Annotated in this window: 23 protein-coding genes; 6 read left to right on the forward strand and 17 right to left on the reverse strand. The window is 35.6% G+C overall.

Features of this window, described 5'->3' with window-relative positions:
• Positions 1-1088 precede the first annotated feature (1088 nt).
• Entirely contained in the window at positions 1089-1427 is a 339-nt protein-coding gene (locus tag M0051_RS17675) for a hypothetical protein (protein WP_306742877.1), read from the reverse strand.
• 223 nt (positions 1428-1650) lie between these two features.
• A complete protein-coding gene (locus M0051_RS17680) occupies positions 1651-2016 on the reverse strand; it encodes a helix-turn-helix domain-containing protein (protein WP_306742878.1) in 366 nt (121 codons plus the stop codon).
• Positions 2017-2192: 176 nt separating this feature from the next.
• Between M0051_RS17680 and M0051_RS17685 the strand changes: the two genes are divergently transcribed.
• The 3 genes from M0051_RS17685 to M0051_RS17695 all read left to right on the forward strand — a co-directional run bounded on the left by M0051_RS17685 (position 2193) and on the right by M0051_RS17695 (position 4824).
• Entirely contained in the window at positions 2193-2756 is a 564-nt protein-coding gene (locus M0051_RS17685; protein ID WP_306742879.1) for a (2Fe-2S)-binding protein, read from the forward strand.
• A 176-nt stretch (positions 2757-2932) separates the two neighbouring features.
• The gene (locus M0051_RS17690) at positions 2933-4123 is read left to right on the forward strand and encodes a winged helix-turn-helix domain-containing protein (RefSeq protein WP_306742880.1); all 1191 of its coding nucleotides are present in this window, start codon (positions 2933-2935) and stop codon (positions 4121-4123) included.
• Between the two features lie 92 nt (positions 4124-4215).
• A complete protein-coding gene (locus M0051_RS17695) occupies positions 4216-4824 on the forward strand; it encodes a phosphoadenosine phosphosulfate reductase family protein (RefSeq protein ID WP_306742881.1) in 609 nt (202 codons plus the stop codon).
• Between the two features lie 349 nt (positions 4825-5173).
• On the opposite strand, the gene M0051_RS17700 is transcribed toward M0051_RS17695, so the two are convergent.
• The gene (locus tag M0051_RS17700) at positions 5174-6397 is read right to left on the reverse strand and encodes a hypothetical protein (RefSeq protein ID WP_306742882.1); all 1224 of its coding nucleotides are present in this window, start codon (positions 6395-6397) and stop codon (positions 5174-5176) included.
• Positions 6398-6659: 262 nt separating this feature from the next.
• Here M0051_RS17700 and M0051_RS17705 point away from each other — a divergent pair, with 262 nt between their 5' ends.
• Entirely contained in the window at positions 6660-7604 is a 945-nt protein-coding gene (locus tag M0051_RS17705; protein ID WP_306742883.1) for an NAD(P)-dependent oxidoreductase, read from the forward strand.
• 66 nt (positions 7605-7670) lie between these two features.
• Here M0051_RS17705 and M0051_RS17710 read toward each other — a convergent pair whose 3' ends face one another.
• Positions 7671-8366 (reverse strand): hypothetical protein, encoded by a 696-nt coding sequence (locus M0051_RS17710; protein ID WP_306742884.1) that lies wholly within the window; start codon positions 8364-8366, stop codon positions 7671-7673.
• A gap of 352 nt (positions 8367-8718) precedes the next feature.
• Between M0051_RS17710 and M0051_RS17715 the strand changes: the two genes are divergently transcribed.
• Positions 8719-9150 carry a hypothetical protein gene (locus M0051_RS17715; protein ID WP_306742885.1) on the forward strand — a complete coding sequence of 144 codons (432 nt, stop codon included), beginning with the start codon at positions 8719-8721 and terminating at the stop codon, positions 9148-9150.
• A gap of 45 nt (positions 9151-9195) precedes the next feature.
• Here the strand turns inward: M0051_RS17715 and M0051_RS17720 are convergent, their stop codons facing one another.
• From M0051_RS17720 to M0051_RS17745, 6 genes are all read right to left on the reverse strand, one after another.
• A complete protein-coding gene (locus tag M0051_RS17720; RefSeq protein ID WP_306742886.1) occupies positions 9196-9420 on the reverse strand; it encodes a TM2 domain-containing protein in 225 nt (74 codons plus the stop codon).
• 128 nt (positions 9421-9548) lie between these two features.
• Positions 9549-10598 carry a tRNA preQ1(34) S-adenosylmethionine ribosyltransferase-isomerase QueA gene (gene queA / locus M0051_RS17725; RefSeq protein ID WP_306742887.1) on the reverse strand — a complete coding sequence of 350 codons (1050 nt, stop codon included), beginning with the start codon at positions 10596-10598 and terminating at the stop codon, positions 9549-9551.
• 83 nt (positions 10599-10681) lie between these two features.
• Positions 10682-11386 (reverse strand): tRNA pseudouridine(55) synthase TruB, encoded by a 705-nt coding sequence (truB, locus tag M0051_RS17730; protein WP_306742888.1) that lies wholly within the window; start codon positions 11384-11386, stop codon positions 10682-10684.
• A gap of 25 nt (positions 11387-11411) precedes the next feature.
• On the reverse strand, positions 11412-12200 hold the full coding sequence (locus M0051_RS17735; RefSeq protein WP_306742889.1) for an undecaprenyl-diphosphate phosphatase: 789 nt from the start codon (positions 12198-12200) through the stop codon (positions 11412-11414).
• Between the two features lie 55 nt (positions 12201-12255).
• The gene (locus tag M0051_RS17740; RefSeq protein WP_306742890.1) at positions 12256-12501 is read right to left on the reverse strand and encodes a DUF3098 domain-containing protein; all 246 of its coding nucleotides are present in this window, start codon (positions 12499-12501) and stop codon (positions 12256-12258) included.
• A 101-nt stretch (positions 12502-12602) separates the two neighbouring features.
• Positions 12603-13475 (reverse strand): ABC transporter permease, encoded by an 873-nt coding sequence (locus tag M0051_RS17745; RefSeq protein ID WP_306742891.1) that lies wholly within the window; start codon positions 13473-13475, stop codon positions 12603-12605.
• A gap of 190 nt (positions 13476-13665) precedes the next feature.
• Here M0051_RS17745 and M0051_RS17750 point away from each other — a divergent pair, with 190 nt between their 5' ends.
• Positions 13666-15138, forward strand: a complete 1473-nt coding sequence (locus M0051_RS17750) for a lipopolysaccharide biosynthesis protein (RefSeq protein ID WP_306742892.1) — start codon at positions 13666-13668, stop codon at positions 15136-15138.
• Here the strand turns inward: M0051_RS17750 and M0051_RS17755 are convergent.
• The 7 genes from M0051_RS17755 to M0051_RS17785 form a co-directional block, all read right to left on the reverse strand.
• Positions 15135-16016, reverse strand: a complete 882-nt coding sequence (locus M0051_RS17755; protein ID WP_306742893.1) for a lysophospholipid acyltransferase family protein — start codon at positions 16014-16016, stop codon at positions 15135-15137. The genes M0051_RS17750 and M0051_RS17755 overlap by 4 nt on opposite strands.
• A 78-nt stretch (positions 16017-16094) precedes the next feature.
• Entirely contained in the window at positions 16095-16484 is a 390-nt protein-coding gene (locus M0051_RS17760) for an adenylyltransferase/cytidyltransferase family protein (protein WP_268191305.1), read from the reverse strand.
• A gap of 36 nt (positions 16485-16520) precedes the next feature.
• Positions 16521-17750: a CDP-glycerol glycerophosphotransferase family protein gene (locus tag M0051_RS17765; RefSeq protein ID WP_306742894.1), complete on the reverse strand. Its 1230-nt coding sequence runs from the start codon at positions 17748-17750 to the stop codon at positions 16521-16523.
• Positions 17751-18935, reverse strand: coding sequence for a CDP-glycerol glycerophosphotransferase family protein (locus M0051_RS17770; RefSeq protein ID WP_306742895.1), 1185 nt, complete (start codon positions 18933-18935; stop codon positions 17751-17753). It abuts the gene before it with no gap.
• 34 nt (positions 18936-18969) lie between these two features.
• The gene (locus M0051_RS17775; protein ID WP_306742896.1) at positions 18970-21579 is read right to left on the reverse strand and encodes a YfhO family protein; all 2610 of its coding nucleotides are present in this window, start codon (positions 21577-21579) and stop codon (positions 18970-18972) included.
• Positions 21580-21733: 154 nt separating this feature from the next.
• Entirely contained in the window at positions 21734-22966 is a 1233-nt protein-coding gene (locus tag M0051_RS17780; RefSeq protein WP_306742897.1) for a carcinine hydrolase/isopenicillin-N N-acyltransferase family protein, read from the reverse strand.
• Positions 22967-23017: 51 nt separating this feature from the next.
• On the reverse strand, positions 23018-23818 hold the full coding sequence (locus tag M0051_RS17785) for a carbon-nitrogen hydrolase family protein (protein ID WP_306742898.1): 801 nt from the start codon (positions 23816-23818) through the stop codon (positions 23018-23020).
• Positions 23819-23897: the final 79 nt, after the last annotated feature.

Genomic DNA, 23897 nt, shown 5'->3' on the forward strand with positions numbered 1-23897 from the left:
CGATATACTATCTACAAAAAGTGGCACAACTTAGACCGAAATCAGTGGCACACTTTGCTCCGATATGAGTGGCATAAGTTCGAGCGATTTATCCAGATTAAAGTTACCAATAAAATAAACTATTGAATAATTAAAATTCCTAACTTGTTATTCAACCTTTTTAGTAATTACTACTGAAAGTAAAAGCTTAACATATCGTGAAGGAGATTTTAATAATTTTTTTTAGTAGTTGGAAATTTGCCGCAGTTTTTCCAATTGCCATATATGCATTTGACATGTCATTTTTTGAGACGATACTTTATACCAATATTGGAGGGATAGTTGGACTTGTATTGTTTACTTTTACTTCTAAAGGTCTAATTAAAATTTATGATATTTTATTACCTGCTATATTCAGAAATAGGATAAAACCTAAAAGAATATTTACAAAAAGAAGAAGGCAGATTATAAAATTTAAAGCGAAGTACGGATTGCCAGGAATAGTTCTACTCACGCATGTGGTTTTGTCTATTCCTATTGGGGTTTTCCTAACCACAAAATATTTCGGGAATAAAAAATATAGCTACTTGTATATGTTTTTGGGTCAAGTTACCTGGTCATTTATTTTTACACTTTTTTACACAGAGGTGAAGACTGTGATTCAGATATGACAATAATTTTTAGTACATACTGAGTGACTATATAAGAGTCGTTTTTTTATCTATAAATGATAATTGTTGTCTCTTCTTTTACTATCAAATATACCGTTGTCTAATCGGTCGTAGAATTATTGCACAGATAGTATAAGTTTAACAACATGAAATTTAATAAGCGGCTTCGCAAGTGCTTTTCAATGCCCTATGTTTCTTATTATCGCCGTTAACTATCTAAATCCCAACGGGGAGTAAATTAGGGTAAATCACTTAAGTGTTATTCTTGTAAATTGCATAAAAATAGATATCTAGGTGGAGGTATGAAGGTTCTGGTGGGGCTACAAATAAATTTAGTATTTAGGTGTGAGTCATACCCTAAAGAGTAACGTTAACAATTATAATTAGTAATTGTTTGGTAGTTTTTTGAATAAATTAAAGAAAACTTAGTTCTCAGATTTATCTCTTATTTCCTGTTGGTGTAAATATTATTTTAGTGTAAGATGGTTTCATTTTGATTTCTTTCAACACCTTCTTCTTGATAGAAAGAAATTGGTTGCCACATTTATTCAATATTTCATTCTTTAATTCAGGATTATCTAGGTTAAATTTTTCATGTAAGTATAAAAGATCATTAGCTGTTGTATATTTTTCCTTGACTCTTTTATTTCGTCTTTTTGCCAACAATTTTTTGGATTTTTTACCGGTACTATTATACCTTTCCGCTTGCTCTTTAGAGTTTATTACTCTCTTTTGCAAATCGGCAAGTTCTTCTAATGGTCTTTTTTTAACTTTCATTATTAATCGATTAACATTAAAACTACCTACCAATTCCCGGATTACTAACAATCCTCTTCATCGTATCAAAAAATGCCTGATAAAAGGCTTCATCTTTAGCGTAGAGTTTGTACAATTAAATAATATAAAGTAAAAAGTTTGATCTGTTGTTTTACTTTGCACTGTATAAAAACTATCTATGTTTTTCTTTATTATAAGTGACGCAAAGGAATTAGGATCACAATTATGACTCAAACTTAACTCTTGATTCCATTATAGCTTCCATATTTTCTTCTGCCCAATCCACCAAATTGTTGATATGTACTAATAATGATTTTCCTCTTTCTGTAATTTCATATTCTACTCTTGGTGGGATTTCAGGAAATACAGTTCTTTTTATTAATCCATCAGCTTCCAATGTGCGAAGAGTGACGGTAAGCATTTTTTGCGATATGTCACCAATGGTTTTGTGTAATTTATTAAAACGCATATTATCTACTTCACCTAAAACCAGAAGTATCAATACAGACCATTTATCACCACACCTGTTTAAAACCTTCCTTACGGGACATTCCTCAAAATGAGAAAATATTTCTAGTTTTTTTTCCATTTTATCATCTTGGTTTTCAATATTAGTTACTTGAAAGTAAGTATCTCACTTTGCTGTAAGTTCTTGTAATATAGATACTATGCAATTAGCTTTGACGCACTAAAAGTAAGTTAAAATACATTAGTTATCAAGAATTATCAATTTGGTTTAAACCTAAATTATAGATATTAGTTATTATGGATTTAAGTACTATTGAAAAAGCTATTGATACAAAAGTATATCATATTCATTCCGATATGAAAGTACCATATCATGAACATGCAGCTCAAGATGAAGTATTCTATTGTATAAAAGGAGAAGGTATTGGTATAGTAGAAGGAAAAGAAGTAGAGCTAACCGTAGGAAGTGTTTTAGTTGCTCCTGCAGGTTCGATGCATACTCTTAAAACTGATGGAGAATTATACGTAACAGCTTTATTGATTCCTGTAAATAGAATTATCTGTCACTGCAAACAAGTGACCTATGGTGATATTAGGATGGCTATGGTTAATGGAGCTCGTACCTTAGAAGAAATAAAAGAGATTACAGGAGCAGGTACCGGTTGTGGGAACTGTATTGATGATATAAAAAAAATATTGGGATTAGCTTGTGGTTGTAAGATGATTACCATGGAAGCTGTTGCTGATGCTGTAAAAGACGGAGCAAATACCATTGACAAGGTTGGAAAGGTAACAGGGGCATGTACAGATTGTGGCAAATGTAAGTCATTAGTGCAAAGTGTAATAAACGATGAGAGATGATTTGAAAATATTCTTTTGAGAAACACCTAACCCAATTTCAATATTATTGAAATTGGGTTAGGTTAAGTAATAAATATGCTTATTAATTGAACTTCAAGTTCATTAATTTGTGAATTGATAAACATTGCTGATGTATCTTTTTTTATAAGTTTGTTAATCAACATTAAGCAAAAAATATGTCTTTAATTCAAGATTCTCTTTCTCCTGATCAGGCTAGAAAATTGGTATTGTTGTCTCAAAAGTTGCCACCTGTAAATACAAAGGGGAGAGCAATTCAAAATACACTTCATGCTATCGAGCATTTGGGCTACATTCAAATCGACACCATTTCGGTGGTTCAGCGCGCGCATCATCATACTTTATGGGCTCGAAATCCTAAATATCAAGCTTCACATCTCGACCAGTTGCTTGCGGATAAAAAGGTATTTGAATATTGGTCGCATGCAGCGGCATATCTGCCTATGCGCGATTTTCGTTTTAGTTTGATACGAAAGCATGCAATAGCAAGTGGAGCTCAAAATCACTGGTACGAAAAAGATGAGAAATTGATGAAAGCCATCATGAAGCGAATTGAGCTTGAAGGTCCTTTGATGGCAAAAGATTTTGAGAATACGGATAAAAGAAGAAGAGATTGGTCGAGTAAGCCTGCCAAAAGAGCCTTGGAAAATCTTTTTATGCAAGGCGATTTAATGATTCCTGGCAGAAACAATTTCCATAAGATTTATGACCTAACCGAAAGGGTCATTCCAAATGATATCAATACTTCAGCACCAACGGAAGAAGAATACGTTCGTTTCCTAATTGTTCGTTACCTGGAGGCAAATGGCTTGGGCTTGGCATCGGAAATGGTCTACCTGTTGAAAAATACCAAATCTTTAGTGGAAAAATACCTGAAAGAGATGCACATAAGCGGAGAGCTACTGAATATCAAAGTAGGAGAGATGAATTATTACGCTTTGCCAAATGCTCTTGACCTATTGAATAAACCTTTGTCGCGTAGCAAACTCAAAATTCTTTCCCCTTTCGATAACCTATTAATCCAGCGAAAGCGGATGCAAGCAATTTTCGATTTCGATTACCAAATTGAATGCTACGTTCCCGAGGCCAAACGCAAATTTGGATATTTTTCCTTGCCAATTCTTTGGGATGGAAAGTTAGTGGCCCGAATGGACTGCAAGGCAGACAGAAAGACATCTGTATTGCATGTCAATCATTTGGCATTGGAAACGAACCTTAAGAAAACAGATGCTTTTTCCGAAGCCTTATCGAAAGAGTTGAAAGCTTTTATGAGTTTTAATGATTGCAACCAGATTGAGATACACAGGACAACACCTGATTCATTTCATTTTGCAATGGATAAGTTTTAAAAGTACTTATTCTTTGTTTTAACATTTTGAAGCAGATTTTTTTATAATTTCGTCCGTACAAATCAGAAAATAAACGATTAATATAGATAAAAATGGATATTAAAGCACTTAATGAGGAATTGAGAGGTAAAACTCCAAAAGAGATTATTGAATGGGCAATTGCATATGGAAAAAAGGCTGTGGTTACCACAAACTTCAGACCATACGAAGCTGTAATTTTGCACGCTTGTGCCGAAGTGAAGAAAGATATTCCAGTAATTTGGTGTGATTCAGGATACAATACTTCCAATACCTATCGTCATGCTGAAGAAACCATTAAGCAATTGGACTTAAATGTAAAATTGTATGTGCCTAAGCAAACAGCTGCACATCGCGATGTGGTTATGGGTATTCCTGATATCAACGATCCTAAACACAAAGAATTTACCGAGCAGGTAAAAATGGAGCCTTTCCGTAGAGCAATGGAAGAGCACAAGCCAGATGTTTGGTTCACAAACTTGAGAAAAGGTCAAACTGCTTTCCGCGATTCTATTGATATTCTTTCTTTATCGGCTGATGGAATGCTTAAAGTAAGCCCGTTTTACAACTGGAGCGATGAAGAAATGGACAAATATCTTGCTGAGCACAATTTGGGAATTGAAACCAAGTATTTCGATCCAACAAAAGTTCTTGGTAACCGCGAGTGTGGATTACACGGATAATCTATTTCAGTAGACTTATCTAAAGTTTGCTAAAAAAATAAAAAGACGCTTTCGTCCCTGTGTGGATGAAGGCGTTTTTATTTGCGCTACTATAAAATCTCTTGCGGGTATATAAAACCAACTTCGGAGGCATAAAACCATTGGCGGAAACGAATCTACGTGCGCAGAGACCATCCGAAGAGGTAAATCATTGATTTTACCGATTGATTTGCCAATTCTACCGCAAGATTTGTCGATTTTGAGCTGGCGGAATCAATTCTACCGACCAAAATGTCGATCCTACCAATAGCAAAGCCAATTCGAAGCATGATTTATCAATCCGAGCATTGAATTAAGCCAATCGAAAGCTTTACACTGCATAAAAACCTTCTTTCTTAAACTCCTCCAACTTCTTTTCGAATAGTACTGAGAAATTACTCAGTTCGGCTTTGTGTTTATCTGCAAAAGAAAAGCGGAAAGGAGAGTGGCGTTCACATTGCTGGATAAATTCAGGACTAAAATCTTTAGGATTGCTAACAACCGATGATCCGAATAACAATCCAAAACTACGTTTAATCAATCCCTGGAATGCAATTTCGTTTGGATAAATTTTCTTCACGGTTGCCAAAACCTCTTTTCCCAAGTGATAGGTTTTACACAACATTTTATCGAGAAATTGTGAATGCAGGTTTTTAGAGAAACAGGTAAAGACTCCTTCATACAAATCATCTCTGGCATCTTGTAAATCGTCTAATATCTGCAAATATGCACCATACTCGTAGAGAAAATGAAGCTGATCGTAGTTCAATTCTCCTGCAATTAAATACCCATCGGCAATAACTGATGTTGCACCTTTGGTAACGGCAATTTCGAAGCATTCGATATCACTCATAAGCGTGTTTTTGGTCAATGCAATGCTTCGGGTTTGGGCATGGTGAATATCCAGTAAACTTTCGTGCACTTTGGGATAATTGTTTCGGTCATAATCATCCTCTATCATTCCAACCAATTGATAGATTTTTTCTTCAGCCTCGCTTTTAGCCATTACCTCTTCGCCTTTTAATCTCAGCTCAAAACGTTTCGAAAATTCAACTTTATCTTGATGAGAGATCCTTCGGGAATCGATAAAATTATCTGTATACGGATAAAGAAGGCTATATGCCAATGTTGATGAGGTGGTTTGAACAGGATGGCCAAACAAGGATTGAAGACCAAAAACAATCCACTGGTTTCTTAATGCCTGAAAAAGTTCCTCATTGCCCAAATTCGAGTCAAATTGAAGAGCTTTTCGGATGAAATCTTTGGTCGCATGAATCATATCATCCGAAAAAATCAATTGCAATTGATCATTGGAGTACGATAACTCATCTTTAAAGAAGGATTTACACTTTTTAAAAAGCAATTCATTTTCGAGGTTCTCTTTTTTGCTGTTCGATTTTACAAAGCTGAGAAATCGTTCACATTTTAACTCCCAAATGTATTTCTCAATAAAAGAGAATTTTGGCTTGTTGGCAGGAAATTCTTCTGAGCAATTTAGCCATTTGTTTATGAATTGATTTAAAAACTTGTTGTATGCTTTTGTGTGGTCAATCATCTGGTAATTTGTTCATTTACTGATACAAATTCAGAAAAATAATTGAAGCATGAAATTTAAATCGTTCAAAGCCAATAATTGCCTGCTGAATGCATTTTTTACACAGCTATGGCAGGATATCAGCCCTTAATTCATTGATTCTGAAAAATGAAATCTTTACTTTAGCAGTCTCATGACCTTAAAAAGTCTGGAATAGTCCTGAAAAGTATAATAATCAATAGTAACTGTTCACTGCTAACTGTTTACTGATAATTGTCAAAATATGAAATACACAATACTTGAACCAATAGGAATGACCGCCTGTAAATATGGTCAACTTAAAAAAGAATTCGAAGAATTGGGACACGAGTTGGTGTTCTTTGGAGATCGAAATGAGGACGAACAAGAGCTAATCAAAAGAGCAGAGGGAGCCGATGCGATTGTAGTCAGCAATATTCCAATTACCAAAAAAATTATTGATGCCTGTCCAAAGCTTTCTATGATTTCAGTTGCCTTTACTGGTGTTGATCATATCGATATGCAGGCATGTAATGATCGAAACATTTTGGTTTCCAATGCTGCCGGGTTTTCGAATGAATCGGTTGCTGAACTTGCCATTGGTATGATTTTGTCGGTATATCGCAAGATTGTTGGAGGCGATGCCATGACTCGTTTTGGTGGTGATCGTGGAGGTTTTTTAGGAACAGAGCTCAATGGAAAAACTTTGGGTATAATTGGAGCTGGCGAAATAGGCCTTAGAGTGGCCGAAATTGCCAAGGTTTTCAATTGTAAGGTTCTTGCTTATAGCCGAAGCAAAAAGAGCGTAGAAGGCGTTAAATTTGTTGATAAGGAGACTTTATTGAAGGAGTCGGACATTGTATCATTGCATGTGCCATTAACTCCGGAAACAAAAGGATTAATGGGCAAAGATGAATTCAAATTAATGAAACCTGAAGCAATTCTAATTAATACTGCTCGTGGACCTGTTGTTGATAGTGATGCATTGTGTTGGGCCCTTGACGAACACGAAATTGCTGGAGCAGCTGTCGATGTTTACGAAAAGGAACCACCATTGGACAAAGAACACATCTTGTTTACTGCACCAAACTTGATTATGCTGCCGCATATTGCTTATGCTACCAACGAATCGTTCGAAAAACGAATCGATATCGTGATGGAAAACATCAGATTGTGGTTGCAAGGCAAACCAAGAAATATAATGAACTAATTAAGTATAAAGTTAAAAGGAGGAAGTAAGATGTAGTAATACTTTCTCCTTTATACTTTGAACTTTTTACTTTATAATCTTCACCAACTGTGTAATTCCTGTTAACTTTCCTTTCTTGTTGTAGGATTCACTTCGAATGGTCCCAACATCTTTTGAAATCCACATTATATTGCGGATGGTAACATTCACAAAGCCAGTTTTGCTTTGAACCTCTTCAGAAAGTTTATAGCATTTAAAATTACCCGCGGGTGTATCCATATTTTCCAAAGCTTCAACCTTTCGATTAACAATATTGGTGGTCATATTCATGTTCATTACACCACCTTCAATCGAAATGGTAATTGATCCATCTTTTAGCGATTGTCCAGGCTTTAAATTTTGGGGATACATCAAATCATCCGTGGTAATTTTAACTTCCATATTCTGGAAAGCTTCCATTTGTTTTTGATTGAGGTATTTGTCCATGTCGATATAGAACTCATTTCCTTTGCAGCGAAATGTAATGGTGTCCGACAGAATAACTTTGTCTTTTGAATCTTTATCCATTGTGGTTTGCAACATGGAGTAAATGGTTTCACCACCTTTGTTTTTAATCGATAGTAGTTTTTGGGTATACGAGCCTAGTACTTTTCCTTTCTGATTAGTCATTTCATAGTGCAACTCGGTTCCAACCGTGTTGGGAATGTAAATGCTGCATTCCTGGGCAATTACAATATTTAAGCTCAAGAATAGAATAAGAATCAGATAAAATATCTTTTTCATGATAATTAAATTGTGGCCTAAAGCCGCGGTTTAAAGTGAAATGGTACAAGTCGCCGAATGGCAACTAAGAGAGTTTGTGGGAACTTTTAATAGATTGTCTAATTTAACAAATTATGATGGGTGAGAAAAATAAATTTTATCAGGAATCTGGAAATTTAAGAGTGATTGGTCTTTTTTTTAATAAAGCAGTAGCGATTTAGAAAATCTTTGATACTTTTAAGTTTAAATCAAATAATAATATGAAACGTCCATGAGTAAATAATTATTAACTCGCACATGAGAATGGTTATTTGCGAATGGTAATCCCGATAGTTATCGGGACCATCTTACAAATGGAAAAAATTATAAACAGATGAAACTGGAAATAAAAGAATATCAATTTGGTGAACGTCCACAGGTAACCAGACCTAATAGAGAAATATTAACAATTTTGGGTGAAGAAGGAATCAGAAAATTAGTAGACGATCATTACAATCTTTTGCGAGAAAGTGAAATAGGGGCTTTGTTTCCCCCCGATGATAAAGAATTTGAAGCAGCCAAGTTGCGCTCATCAGATTTTTTTATTCAAATTTTAGGCGGACCACAATATTTCAATCAGAATCGAGGAGAGCCTATGTTGGTGCGTCGTCACAAACCATTTAAAATTACGACTGAAGGAAGGAAAATCTGGCTTGAATGCTATCAGAAATTATTACCAGAACTTGGGCTCTCAGATGAACTTTTAATGTCTTATTGGGACTATCTGAATGTGTTTTCAAGCTGGATGGTAAATACCGAGGAATAAAAAAAGAGATCTGTTTTTGCAGATCTCTTTTTAGTTATTTACTATTTAGTTCTTAATATAGCGTCCTTCTTTGTCTTTAAAGCTTCCTACGGCAATGATGATTAAATCAATTAGAGTCCAGATTCCTAATCCACCTAAGGTTAATAGCATTAATACTCCGGTTCCAATTTTACCAGCATAAAAACGGTGAATTCCTAGGTTTCCTAAGAAAAGACACAATAGTATCATTGCAACAAAATTCTTGTCGCTTCTTTCTACAACAACTTCCATAGTTAAATTTTAATTTGTTAAACGAATATACAAAATAGCAAAAATTATCAAACCCAATGCTAATGCTACATAAAAAAAGCTGATGATTAATGAATCACCAGCTTTTGCAAAGTATTTTATAGATTGTCTTAGATGATTAACATTGCATCACCGTAGGTTCCAAATCTGTATTTTTCTTTAATTGCCTCTTCGTAAGCAGCCATTACATTTTCGTAACCTCCAAATGCACAAACCATCATCATTAAAGTAGAAAGTGGCAAGTGGAAGTTGGTAATCATTCTGTTTGGTACATGGAATTCGTAAGGAGGGAAAATAAATTTATTGGTCCATCCTTCAAATGGTTTCAAAGTTCCCATTGTTGATACCGAACTTTCAAGAGTTCTCATTACGGTTGTACCAACTGCACAAACATTTTTCTTTTTCTTTTTAGCCGAGTTTACTTTCTCAACCGCTTCTTCTTCGATAAAGATTTGCTCAGAATCCATTTTGTGTTTGGTCAAATCTTCTACGTCAACAGTACGGAAATTACCCAAACCAACATGTAATGTTACTTCAGCAAAATCGATACCTTTAATTTCCAAACGCTTCATTAACTCACGGCTAAAGTGCATACCTGCTGTTGGAGCAGCAACTGCACCTTCGTGTTTTGCAAAAATGGTTTGGTAACGATCAGCATCTTCAGGCTCAACCGAACGATCGATGAATTTTGGAAGTGGAGTTTCTCCTAATCCGAAAAGAGTTTTCTTGAATTCATCGTATGGTCCATCGTATAAGAAACGAAGTGTTCTACCTCTTGATGTTGTATTATCAATAACTTCGGCAACCAACAAATCGTCATCACCAAAGTACAATTTATTACCAATTCTGATTTTACGAGCCGGATCAACCAAAACATCCCAAAGTCTTTGTTCGCGATTTAATTCGCGCAACAAAAATACTTCAATTTCGGCACCTGTTTTCTCTTTGTTACCATACAAACGAGCAGGAAATACTTTGGTATTGTTGAACACCATAACATCTTCATCATCGAAATAATCGATTAAATCTTTAAAGATTTTGTGCTCAATTTTACCTGTATCTTTGTGAAGTACCATTAAACGAGATTCATCTCTGTTATAGGCTGGATGTAAAGCAATAAGTTCTGTAGGTAATTTATACTTAAACTTAGATAACTTCATAAGGCTGACTGACTTTTAAAAATATATTTTTTTGTTACTGCAAAAAGCGAAGCTTTCCTTTTTACGAAAAAGTTGCAAGATAGTTATAAATTTTCTAAGAATTTTATAAAATCTTCAATTTCAATAGCATCGTCGATTTTGAAATCGCCAATTTGAGTGCGTTGCAGAGCTGTTAAATGAGCACCGCTATTTAAAGCCTGACCAATGTCACGTGCTAAAGCTCTGATATAGGTTCCTTTACTGCAAACCACTCTAATCTTCAGAACATTTTTGGCAAATTCGAGAACTTCGATTTCATCGATCACCAAAGTTTTCTTCTTGATTTCGACCTCCTGACCTTTTCGGGCATATTCGTAGGCACGTTTACCGTTTACCTTAACTGCCGAATAATCTGGTGGTCGTTGCTCAATACTTCCAATAAAACCTTTTAATGTTTCATCAACCAGTTCACGAGTAATGTGTTCTGTTGGATATTCCTGATCGATTTCTGTTTCCAAATCGAAGGAAGGAGTGCTTGCTCCCAATTGCAAAGTGGCAATGTATTCTTTCACCTGCGATTGATAAGTATCAATCTTTTTGGTATATTTTCCAATGCATACAATCATCAATCCGGTAGCCAAAGGATCCAATGTTCCGGCATGACCAACCTTAATTTTTTTCACACGAAGCTTGTGTTTGACTTTGAACTTTACTTTGTTCACCAAATCAAACGAAGTCCATTTGTATGGCTTATTCAGCAGAATAAAAGCCCCTTGTTGAAAGTCATTATCGGTTTCGAATCGAATCATTAGAAGTGATTTGCCATTTTTACAATTAGGCTGCAAAAATAGCAATTACTCCGATAATCAGGCAATAAATGGCAAAATAGATTAATTTTCCTTTCTTAACCAACTTAATCATCCAGCTGCAAGCCAGTAATCCGGAAACAAAAGCTGCAATAAAACCTACAATTAGAGGAGTAACTTCAATGTTGCCATGCGAAGTTAATTCACCACTAGCCAAACTCAGAATATTTTCTCCTATAATAGGGACTAATACCATTAAGAATGAGAATTTTGCAATGTCTGCTTTTCGGTTGCCAAGCAGCAATCCTGTTGCAATGGTAGCTCCAGAACGCGAAATACCGGGTAGAATGGCAAATGTTTGTGCCAAACCAATGATTAAGGCATCCTTAAAGGATATTTCTTTGTCCTTTTGTTTTGCATAGTAGGTAAATCCCAGTAAAGTTGCTGTTACCAATAACATGCATCCTACCAAAAGCAGAATACCATTGTTATCAAAAAGCTCTGATACTTCATCTTTAAAGAAAACACCAACAATTCCGATTGGAATCATAGATATGGCAATTTTAAATAAATATTGTGTGGATTCGTTCCATTGAAAAAGAAAAACATCCTTAAAAAGAGCAAGAATATCTTTTCTAAAAACGATAATGGTACTAAGTACTGTTGCTCCATGAACGATTACAGTAAATGCAAGATTATTTTCAGCATCGACCCCTAAAAGAGCTTTTCCCAATTCTAAGTGTCCACTGCTACTAACAGGCAAAAATTCAGTAAGTCCCTGGAGTAATCCAAGGATTAAGGCTTCAATCCAATTCATAAAATTAAGTAGTATGTTTTTCCGATATTTAAATCGGAATCAGATAGGTGTTATGCTATTTATCTTCTTTGGGTTTCTTCATAATGGCATAAATTTCGAAAGCAAATCCGAACAATACCACCAATGGAGCAAGCGTAATCCTTCTAAAACTGAAAATGCTTTCGTCGAATACATTAGGATCATCAGACCCACCACCCATCATAAGCAAAAATCCAATAATGATAATTACAAAACCAATCAGAAGAAGTTTGTAATTTTCTTTGCCAAGAGCGAAACCTGGTTTGTTATTTTGTTTGTTCATGTTTTCAAAATTTATCCGTGTTCGGAAATCAATGCCAAATTTACAATAAATTTTACTGAATCAGCATTTAAAATGTCTTAAGTTTTGTTAACTCCTAATCTTTAGTACAATGATCTTGATTCCAATCGCAAGTACTTATTCACCGCAAATAAGGTAGAAATCCAGGTGATAAATAAACCAGTTAGAATAATCAGTAAAAATAATACTCCTACCAGCTCGGTATTGTTAAAAGTAATTACTTGTCTGAGTTCTTGTTGCGAAATGTATATAACACCAGACAACATTGCGTTTGCAATCAATGCGCCTAAAAATCCGTGAAGAAGCCCTTTGCCTATAAATGGTTTACGAATGAAACCTCTGGTGGCACCAACCAACTGCATGGTGTTTATAATTAAACGTTGTGAATAGATTGATAATCGTATGGTATTGTTGATTAGTGTAAACGAAATAATAAATAAAATGGCACTAAAGCATAAAAGGATTAAACTGATTCTTTTTACGTTATCGTTTACCAAATGAACCAATGATTTTTGATAGTAAACCTCTTGCACTTGCGAGTATCTGGTAAAATCTTTTTCGATAACGGCTATGCTATCAGGATTGGCATACTCGGCATACAGTTTTACGTCGATTGTAGCTTTTAGTGGATTGTAGCCCAAAAAAGAAATGAAATCTTCACCTAACTCTTCCTGTAGCTCTTTTGCTGCAGTTTCCTTATCAACAAATTCGGTTGCTTTTACAAATTCTGTTGCATCCAGGTTCTTTTGTAAACGTCTTATTTCAACTTCTTTCACATTGTCTTTTAGAATGATTGAGACTCCAATATTCTCTTTCACATAGTTTGAAAGCTGATTTGCATTTAAAATTAGTAAACCTGTTAGTCCCAACATGAAAAGAACCAGAGAAATACTGATAACTGAAGTAATATAAGAGGAGCGCAAACGGCGCTTCGAGCCTTTTTCTTTTTGTGCCATATGTTAGCTTGTTTTAAACCGATTAGGATCAATATTAATTGGTCACTTGCGAAAATACAATTTTTAAACAAAAGGAGAAAGTTTCCGCAAGTCTAGTCAAAGCACATTCACAATTTCATTCATTTACACATTCACTAAACCTTTTTTGTTAAATTTGTGATTGTATCACTACCAAATAGACAATTGCACATTGGGAATTATTCGACAACAAACCATTAAGGGAAGTTTCGTTTCGTATATCGGAGCGATTTTGGGATTTATAAATACAGGTATATTGTATCCCAGTTTTTTTGCGACCGATCAGATTGGATTAATTGCCTGGTTGGGTGCGATTACTACTGTTGCCGCGCAATTTTCCACGCTCGGCTTCAACAATGTTACTGCACGTTTGTTTCCTTATTTCCGTAACGAGAATGTAAACCACAATGGTTATTTGTTTATTTTGTTTTGGGTGGGAATGGCTGGTTTTGCACTTTCTCTAATTGCATATTTTATTCTGCAGCCGATCGCTGTAGAAATGTACCAGGAGGAGACACCGCTGTATTTGAATTACCTGATCTATTTGATTCCACTAGTGTTTTTCACCCTTTTCTACAATTTGTTTGAGGGGTACAACAGAGTAATGTACGACGCAGTTTCAGGTACATTTTTCAGAGATATAGTTTTTAAGGTTCTAAACCTCACTTTCCTGATTTTGTTTTGGCAAAATGTGATTGATTTTTCCCAATTCATATTATTGTATGTATTGGCCTACTGTTCTCCAACGGTATTTCTCTTTATTTTACTTTGGGTACGTGGGCAAATTTCTTTTGCATCCAATTTAAAGTTTGTTACACCAGAATTGCGTAAGTCAATGACAAGTGTTTCCTTATTCGGGATATTGAATGGTTTAAGTGATAAGTTGGCCAACCAGATTGATAGGGTGATGATTGTTAGCTATGTTGGCCTTGGACCAACGGGGATTTTTGCAACCATGACCAACTTTGGAAGCTTGGTTTCTATGCCTTCAAGAAGTCTAAAAAAAATTGCAAGTACGGTTATTGCCGAGGCATGGAAAAAGAAAGATTTAAAAACCATTAGTCAGATTTATTCCCAAAGCGGATTACATCAATTTATGGTAGGATGCCTGTTGTTTATTGGCATCTGGATCAATATTGAGAATATTTTTGAAATTGTATCTGATCGATTTATTGATGGGAAATATGTTGTGCTTTTTATTGGTCTAGGTCATGTAATTCAGATGGCATCAGGAGTGAGTGGCGTTATTATTCAGTCATCGCCATACTATAAAATGCAAGCTGTATTCATGACTCTATATGGTCTTCTGGTAATTATTACCAACCTTATCATGATTCCGATTTGGGGAATTATTGGAGCTGCCGTTGCATCTGTTACAGCAACTTTCTTCTTTAACCTATCCAAATATCTATTTTTACTAAAGAAGTACAAATTCCAACCCTTTAATTATCGATATCTAATGGTAATGCTGGTTGCTGCCACAGCTTATTATGTCGGAACACTTTTACCAAAAATGGATTGGTTTGTATTCGATATTGCAATTAGATCATCAATAGTTGGCGGAGTTTACCTTTTATTATCTTTCGCCTTTAAAATATCAGCAGATTTCAACCAGTTTGTTAAAAAGTACATGAAGCTTGGTTAATGACAAATTTCATGATCTTGCTTTTGTAACTTCCATCTTTTGTGGCTCCATAGCCAATATTCAGGATGTTGTTTGATTTGATCTTCGAGTAGTTTGGTATGTTGCTTTGTAATGCTTCCATATTTAGCTTCTCTGGGATTTTCTTCAATGATCTTTAATTCTACATCGTAATATCCTCGTTTTCGTCGAGTGATGTATAAAAACACGACCGCATAATCGTAATCTGCAGCGTATTTTTCAGTACCAAACATTATTGCAGTATCCTGATTTAAAAATTTTGTCCAAAACAGGTTTTTCTTTTTTCGATTGGGTGATTGGTCACAACCAAAACCTACCAAATATGCTTTGTCTTTTTTCTCTTCTAAAAATGTCTTTGTTTCACTCTTAGGAACCAATTGTAAACTCGATTTTCCTCTGGTTTCTCTGAATTTCTTGTCAAAAAAATTGTTTGATAACGGTTTGTAAATAGCGCTTGTTTTGTGCTTTAACGAGCTGCCTAAAGCCATTGCAACCATTTCCCAATTGTTGTAATGCCCAAAGGCCAAAACGATGCTTTTTTTCTTTTTGTGAAGTTCATCTAATACTTCAGGATTTATGGCTTTACAACGCTTAAGAGCTTCTTTGTTATTCATACTGAAGCATCGAATACTTTCTACTATAAAATCACAAAAGAAACGATTAAAATCTCGTGCAATTTTTTTGTGTTCCTTATCGCTTTTTTCAGGAAATGAGTTTTGAATGTTGTTCAGAATCAGCTTTTTTCGATACCGAAAGACATAATGGTTTAAAACAAAAAGTAGATCTGATATCAAATACGAAACACGAAGTGGTAGTAGAGAAATTGGTTTAAGAAATAGGTAATACAATAGTGGTGTCATGCATAATATATTGGTGGTTCGGGCACAAATATAGAAGCATTCCGGGAAAATAAAATTTGAGTTTGATAAAAGGAAAAATTATTCCTTGATAATTTCAATAATCTCAGTAGTTGAAATAGATGGAGTTCGTTCAAGATATACAACTTCGCAAAGCGATTTGAATTCATCAAATCTTCCTTCCCAGTCGTTACCCATAACCAAAACATCGGCATTGTATTTCTTTATATATTCGCCTTTTAACTCCAAAGATTCTTCGTAGAACACTTCGTCAACCACTTTTAAAGATTCAATGATTCTCATTCTATCTTTCTCGGTGTAGATAGGGTTCTTTTGCTTTTTAGAGAAGTTTAAAGCATCGGTAGAGATTCCAACAATTAGATAATCACCCTGTGCTCTGGCACGTTCTAAAATTCTTAAATGTCCGATGTGAAATAAATCAAAAGTACCAAAAGTGATTACGCGTTTCATATGATTGTTGTTTGTCTTTTGTTGGCTGTTCATTGTTTACTGGCGAAGATAGTGTTCTTGAATGAAATTAAAAATTCTCTCAGAAGCTTTATCATCAATGTGATCGTATGATTTTTGAATGATTTCTTCTCGCTTGCCCATAAAGTTATCTGCATTACCTAAATTCTCTATCAAATCTTCCTGCAGTTTTTGTTGGTTGGTAGAAATTGGTCCAACAATAAAATCGTTAAAGAAAGTATGCAATTCACGATCTTTGGTTTCATACTTTTCACGATCGTAAAGCAAGAAGAAAATTGGTCGATTCAACAAGATATAATCCATGTAAATGGAAGAATAATCGCTAATCATGGCATCCGTTTCCGGAAGGAAAGGGTAAACATCCTTTACATTATCGTACCATAGAATTCTTTCAAAATCATCGCTTATGCTTTGATATTGTGGCAGTGGATGCAGTTTAAACACAAATACCAAATCGTTTTGCAAGGCAAATTCGTTAAGCGATTTTAGATCAAGAATTCCATCGGAAATCCCATCGCCACCCGTATCGCGAAAAGTTGGAGCATATAAAACCGATTTGATTCCATTTTTACGCATTTCCGCTACTTTACTGATGGTCTTTACATCCGAATATAAAAGTGCATTCTCGTACTTTTCAGGATTTACAATGATGTCGTTTCTAGGATAACCCGTATCAATAAAATGATCGCTTATAAAGGCCGGTTTAAAGAATTTTTCGGTAAAGAACTTGCCAGTTGAAATAAGCGCTTGATATTTTGGCAATTTACCCACAAAGTTAAGAATGAATCTGCGATATAATGAGCTGGTTTCCTGAATAAAAAACTTATTGCTGCGTTGAATTTTCTTGAAGCCAATGCCATGCCATATTTGAACAATTTTTGCTCTCCAGAACAACTGAAAACGACAATTGTCCATCCACGAAAAATTATCAACTACAAACACTTTACTTCTCAGCATAATCCAATATGCTTTACATGAAGGATAGTAAAGAATATTGTCGTATTTCTGATTCAGTTCATTGAAAATCTCCCTGTTTGCAGTTAGTAGGTAGAATTCCTGATCTGGTTTTTCCTCAGCCAAATAAAGAAAAAAGAATTTTACATTGTCGTTAAAGAATCCATCTTTGGCGCCCATTAAAACCATCAGGTTTTTCTTTTTGGGAATCAGGTAGCTTAACGGAACAAGAAAAATCCACCCCAAAAGAGTGGTGAAGAATATAACAGGTTTGGAGTGTTTATTTAGGTTCATTTATTGATTCAATTTTCGAATTTCGTTGTAAACTCTTTCGCAACTGCCATTATCCTGATAAGTGTGGTACATGTCGCGAATTTTTTTGCGCCACTTGGCATGTGTCAATGGTTGATTGAAATAGCGTTTCAAGTGAGTGATAAACTCTTTTTGGCTTTCTGATTTTGCACCAGGACTGTTCTCATCAAAGTTGATAAAAAACCCTTTGTACTGACTGTATTCTTCCAAATCGTAAGGAAGAAAAATAACTGGTCGATCAAGCAAAAGATAATCGATCCAAAGCGATGAATAATCGGTAACCAGAATATCCACGTAAGGGAGCAAATCATATACATCTGCAAACCTGTCCTGATCGGCTTTTATGACTCTTTCGATTGAAAAGAAATCGTGTGTTTTATGAACAGATTTGCGTTTGATATCCTCTTTGTGGCCGCGAACTAAAATGTATGCATCTTCTTTCTCTAGAAATTTGGAAAGTTGATCGGCATTAAAATCTTCGAAAGGGAAGAAATGGGTTTTGTGTCCTTCTTCGCGCCAGGTTGGAGCGTAAAGTATAATTTTTCGATCCAGAAATGGATTTTTAAGGAGCAAATCGGTATTTAAATGTTCCGGATCAGTCAAGTAATCGTTTCGTGGCAAACCAGTTACCCAAACATCATTCATGTCCATATTAAATCCGGCAGCATGGATGATTTGCTCTAAAGGCGAACTTCCTACCATATAGGAATAGCCCTGAAGTTGCTTTTGCTTTCCATATTTTCTCCATACGGCAGTTTGTAAACCCATCTTTTTCATTGGAGTTCCATGTCCCAGATAGATGATATTTTTACACTTTGTATGCAGGTAATATGGGGCAAAAGCAGCAGCACTAATTCCATAGGAAATAATAACATGCTTGCTTCGTAAAAACAGTCTAAAACCCTTAAAAGACCAGGCGTAAACTACTTCGCCCGGAAATTTCTCTTGCAATTGCTTGTATAATGCTTTGTGTGGCGTAAACAAAATGCTGTTGAAATCGTTCTTCACCCTCATGTACTCAAACAGGTATTTCGAATTGTCGAAATAGTTCTTTTCGGTCAAAAAGAAAAGTGCAATTCTTTTGTTTTTAGGAACTAACTTCTCCAAAAAGAAATAGAACCAACGTAGAAAAAACAGCACGATATGCAGAAAAACGATTTTCTGCATAAAGTTTACAAATTGTTGTGTTTTATTGTATCCGCTATGCATTTTCCTTTTTGTAGTTTTTGATTGCAAAAGCAATTGCGCCCAATGCAAGAACGAAGAACAGAATCATACTTGTAAGAGATATTTTCTCTCCTATGTAGTATCCTTTCGGCTCAAATTTAAACTCTACTTTGTGATTTCCTGCTGGCAATTTCATAGCACGAAGCACATAGTTTGCTCTAAAGTGTTTTGCTGGTTTTCCATCGATATATGCATTCCAACCAGGCTGATAATAAACTTCAGAGAAAACAGCCAGTTGTTCTGTGTTTGCTTGATATTTGTAGCTAATCTGATTTGGCGAATATTTTGTCATTCGAATATTGGCAGTTGAATCAGCAATAATATTGAAACCATTCAGCTGATCTTTAAAACGCTGATCAACAATTGCTTCTTTAGCCGGATCAAAGCCATTTAAAAGCATGATTTCTTCATTGGCATCTTTAACCAATTTATAAGAATCCACAAACCATGCGTTTCCAAGTGCGTTTGGATTAATGCTTACCTGAGCTCCTTTTTCTCCCTGGCTAATGATGTATTTCGCATTCAACATATCCAAAGCCTTCATGTTGCCTTTGTCGATATGATATTCGTACAATTCCTGAACACGACGCAATTTTGCTCCATGATAACCTCCAATGGATTTGTGGAAGTAGGATGGACGTGCATTTTGGAAAGGACCACCGATTTGTTCAAACACCCTGTAATTGGTGTTGTAGGTAACGGCCCAAAGTTGTGCTGCTACTTTTTCGTAATCGCTGGCTTTTCTGTTCTTTCTGGTGTAATCTTTTACTGCCTGATCTGCAATTGCCTTTAATTCAGGGTTATTTTTTAGCTCGTTCTGCAGAATTTGAAAATCTGCCATATTAGGCATGTATGCCAGGTTCAATTCTTTCTTTTCTACAAATGCATCATTGGTAGTAAAGCGTTTGTTTACCGGATACAAATCAACTAAAATTAAAACAATTACCGCTGGGATAAAGAATTTTGCTTTCAGATAATCTTTAGAATATGCCCAAACCAAAGCTGCACCAACTAAAATGAACAAGAAGCTTCTTAGGGCATCAGCTCTAAACATATCGATACGAGCATTGACCAAATCGTTCTGAATTTGAGCAATGAATGAAACTGCATTCGGGTTGGAAGCACTAATCTGGGTAAAATAGTTTTGCTCTACATCACTTAAGAAATCCAAACCAAAAGTTGGGATAAGATAAAGAAGAAGGGCAACACCTCCTGTTAATGCAAATGGCAGAACCAAAACATTTATGTTTAGAGAAGCAAACTTCACTTTTTTCTTCAGTACCTCTGGTTCATCAATTAGCTTTTTAAGCGCTAAAATGGCCAATAGAGGAATACACAGCTCAACTATAATTAGGATGGATGATACTGCTCTAAACTTGTTATAAAGTGGTACGTAGTCGAAGAACAGGTTTGTAAGGGCAGTAAAGTTATGTCCCCAGGATAGCATGATTGCCAAAATGGTAGCTGTTAGCAATCCCCATTTTAGGCGACCTGCCACAATAAATAATCCCAAGAAGAACAGAAACAAGATAAATGCACCTACATAAACAGGACCAACTGTAAACAATTGATTCCCCCAGTAATGGTGGTTTTTCACCTGCTCCATATTGTAATAGTTAGCAACCGAATTTATTTGTCCACCATTCACATAGTTCAAAACCTGAATGCCTTCTTGTGGAGATCCACCGCCACCTTTGGCATTAGGAATCAATAAGCTTAAAGTTTCCTGGATTCCGTAACTCCACATGGTTCCGTAATCTTTATCTACTCCAGTGGTTTGGTTGTCCTTGTTACCCAAACTCAATTCCGATTTACCTCGAATTGTGGATTTACTGTATTCGTATGAGCTATATAAGTTTGTAAAGTTAACGCCCAAAGCAATAATCGAAGCTATGGCAAGCACTCCTATGGCTTTAAAGAAATGTTTAAGGTTCTTTTCTTTAAACTGGTGATAGAATTCGTAGATCAGAATACAAATAACCGTAAGTATAAAATAATAAGTCATTTGTATGTGGTTGGAATACAATTCCATGATCAGGAAAAATGCAGTGATAATTCCACCCCAAAGATATCGTCCTCTTAGAACCATTAAAATTCCACCAAGGGCGGGAGGGATGAAAGCTAAGGCATTTACTTTCCACAAGTGACCTGCACCAATAATAATGATGAAATAAGTGGAAAATGCATATGCAATGGAACCTGCTATGGAAAGCCATGGATTAACTCGTAAACTAATGAGAAGGATATAAAAACCAAGCATGTACAGAATGATGTACTTCACAGGATCGGGAGTATAAAGCTCCATCATTTTTTTGAAAGTATACATGTCTTTCGCCTGGTAATCAACATTAATTTGGTAAGATGGCATTCCTCCAAACATAGAGTTGGTCCACAAGGCATCTTCTCCAGTCTTTTTGCGAAAATCAATAATTTCTTTTTTGGCACCCCACGCGTGAATAGAGTCACCCTTTTTGTATTGTTTTCCCTCCAATGCTGGCTGGAAGTACATAAATGCTACAATTAAAAATACCAGGATTGATACCAGGTGGGGTAATGCGGACTTAAATATCGACTTAAAACTCATATTGAATTATGAATTAGGAGTTTTGAATTATGAGTGAATCAATTCATAATTCATCATTGATAATTGATAATTTTAAATTCAGGCTCTAAAATACAAAAAGCACAGAACAATATTGCCCTGTGCTTCACTTAATGTTTTCCAATTGTTTATTTCATTACAAACTCTGGTACTTTTGGATGTCAAGCATGCCATTGTAAGTTTTGTAAGTGTAATCATCCAACCAATGGTAGAATTCTTCAATCTCTTTTTTATTCACTTTAGCCGAACGCCATTTCTTTAGGTGCTCTTCTGTGTTTTTGAAAAGTTCTTCTTCAGCTTTTTCAAGTTTTTGAATAATACCTGTCTTTTCAGCATTGATTAATTCTGATACTTTTAAGTATTTGTATCCAGCCGAACGTGAAATTGGGTAGCAGTGGTCTTTCAATTCCATAGCCATAGCATTTAAAGGGCAGTTCTCTTTTCCATCAGCCAATAATACTTTAGGCAAATTTTTACCACCTTTTACCCAAACAGGTAATGCAATTGAGGTATTTGGGAATCCAACTTGAGTCCAGATCGTTGCCATATCTTTGTCTTCACCTTCTTTCACACCTTCTATCATGATCATTGATGATGATCCATGGCGCGTAATTAAATCTCCTGAATTCACAAAGTTTTCTCCGTAAGGTACAGTTTCAAACTCTTTTCTGAAGTCTCTTTTCAAAACAGGGTGCTTTAAACATCGTGAGAAGTCCTGAATTACAGTTTTTGCATTCATATTGCCACAAGCATCGGCTTGGTAGAAAATATCCTGAGCTGTTTGGAAACGAATAAATCCGTAACCAATATCTTTTTTACCTGTAAAGGAGTAATTGGTTCTTAAAATGTAGCCATTTGGAGCTTGGGCAGGATCGTTAGCGTCGAATTTGGTAAATGTATGGTTGTTTACCTCATAAAAAGCTACATTTCCATCAGCATCCAGTACACCAAAGTGAGCAGCCAATCCCATTGGTTTAGGTGTATCTTTCAGCAATTGCTCAAACTCTTCAAGGTTTGCACACTGTTGCAAGGCCAATTTCATAAAGCGTCCTTCCTGATCTTTCGATGAAGTTGTATCCTGCATGTTTACATTGAACGATGCAGAGTTCATGATTGCAAAGCCCATTGAGTTCGATCCACCCCAAACTTGTTCCCCTTTTGCGTCGTTGGAATTGATCATTCCGATGTATGGATATTTGCCATCGGTGAAATACATCATTTTGTTTTCAAAACTTTCTGTGTCGCGTAGTTTCCATATGATTGGTCGACCATCTTTTGTGTACTTGCCGGAAATCACGGCAGTTGTGCAGGCATGCGATTGCCATACGCTTACCACTGCAAGTAGCAGTAGGCTTACTAAATGTTTCATGTGTTAGTTAGTGGTTTAGTTGTGTTATCCTTTAAGAAGCCTCTAAATTAATTAATAATTCTTTTTTCGGTCATTTCTAAATTGATATTCGTCACGAACTGTACCAATAACATCTGTATCTATTTCGCCAATCATTACCTCCTCTTGTTCTTTAAGAATGGTAGGAGAGGTGTTGTAATCCATCCAGGGAGGACAGAAAATAGAAGAGCCATATTCTTCTCCGGCTCGGTTCAAACTCAACACGTAAATTTGATTTTCTAATGCTCGGGTAATCACAAAATGATGCCAGCTTGGAAAACTGTTGTCCTTGTAAAAAGCCACCTGATGCAGCAGAAAATCAATTTCATGATCTAAGGCCAGAGTTCTTGTTAATTCAGGAAATCTCATATCGTAACAGATAATAATGCCAATTTTAACGCCATTGATCTCGAAGCTGATGGTGTCTTCACTTTTTTGGAAATACTCCTTTTCCATAGAGTTTCCGAATTGAGCCATGTGTTGCTTGCTATAAATGGTTTCCGTTTTACCTTTAGGATTGACAACGGCTTGCGAGATAAAGAAACCATCTTCTGTTTTCTGAGGAAAACCATAACAAATGTAACAGTTTTTATTTTGGGCTAAATCAGAAAAGAACTGAAAGCTTTTGCCATTTACACCTTCAGCTAATTCGCCTAATTGCACGAATGTTTTCCCGGAATATCCACTTGTGAAAAGCTCTGGCAGAACAATTAGATCAACCACTTCTAATTCATCAATGATTTTTTGAGCATGAAGCAGGTTAGCATCTCGTTCCTCGATGGACTTTGCATCACAATTGTTGATTTGTATGGCAGCAAATTTAAGCTTGGGCATAAGTGTAGGGATTAAAAGATAAGATTAAAGATAGTGAAATTGAAAATACCTCATCAAAGGTGATTTTCCATGCTCTGAC

The sequence above is a fragment of the Marinifilum sp. D714 genome (assembly GCF_030851345.1).
In the GTDB taxonomy this organism is placed as follows: domain Bacteria; phylum Bacteroidota; class Bacteroidia; order Bacteroidales; family Marinifilaceae; genus Marinifilum.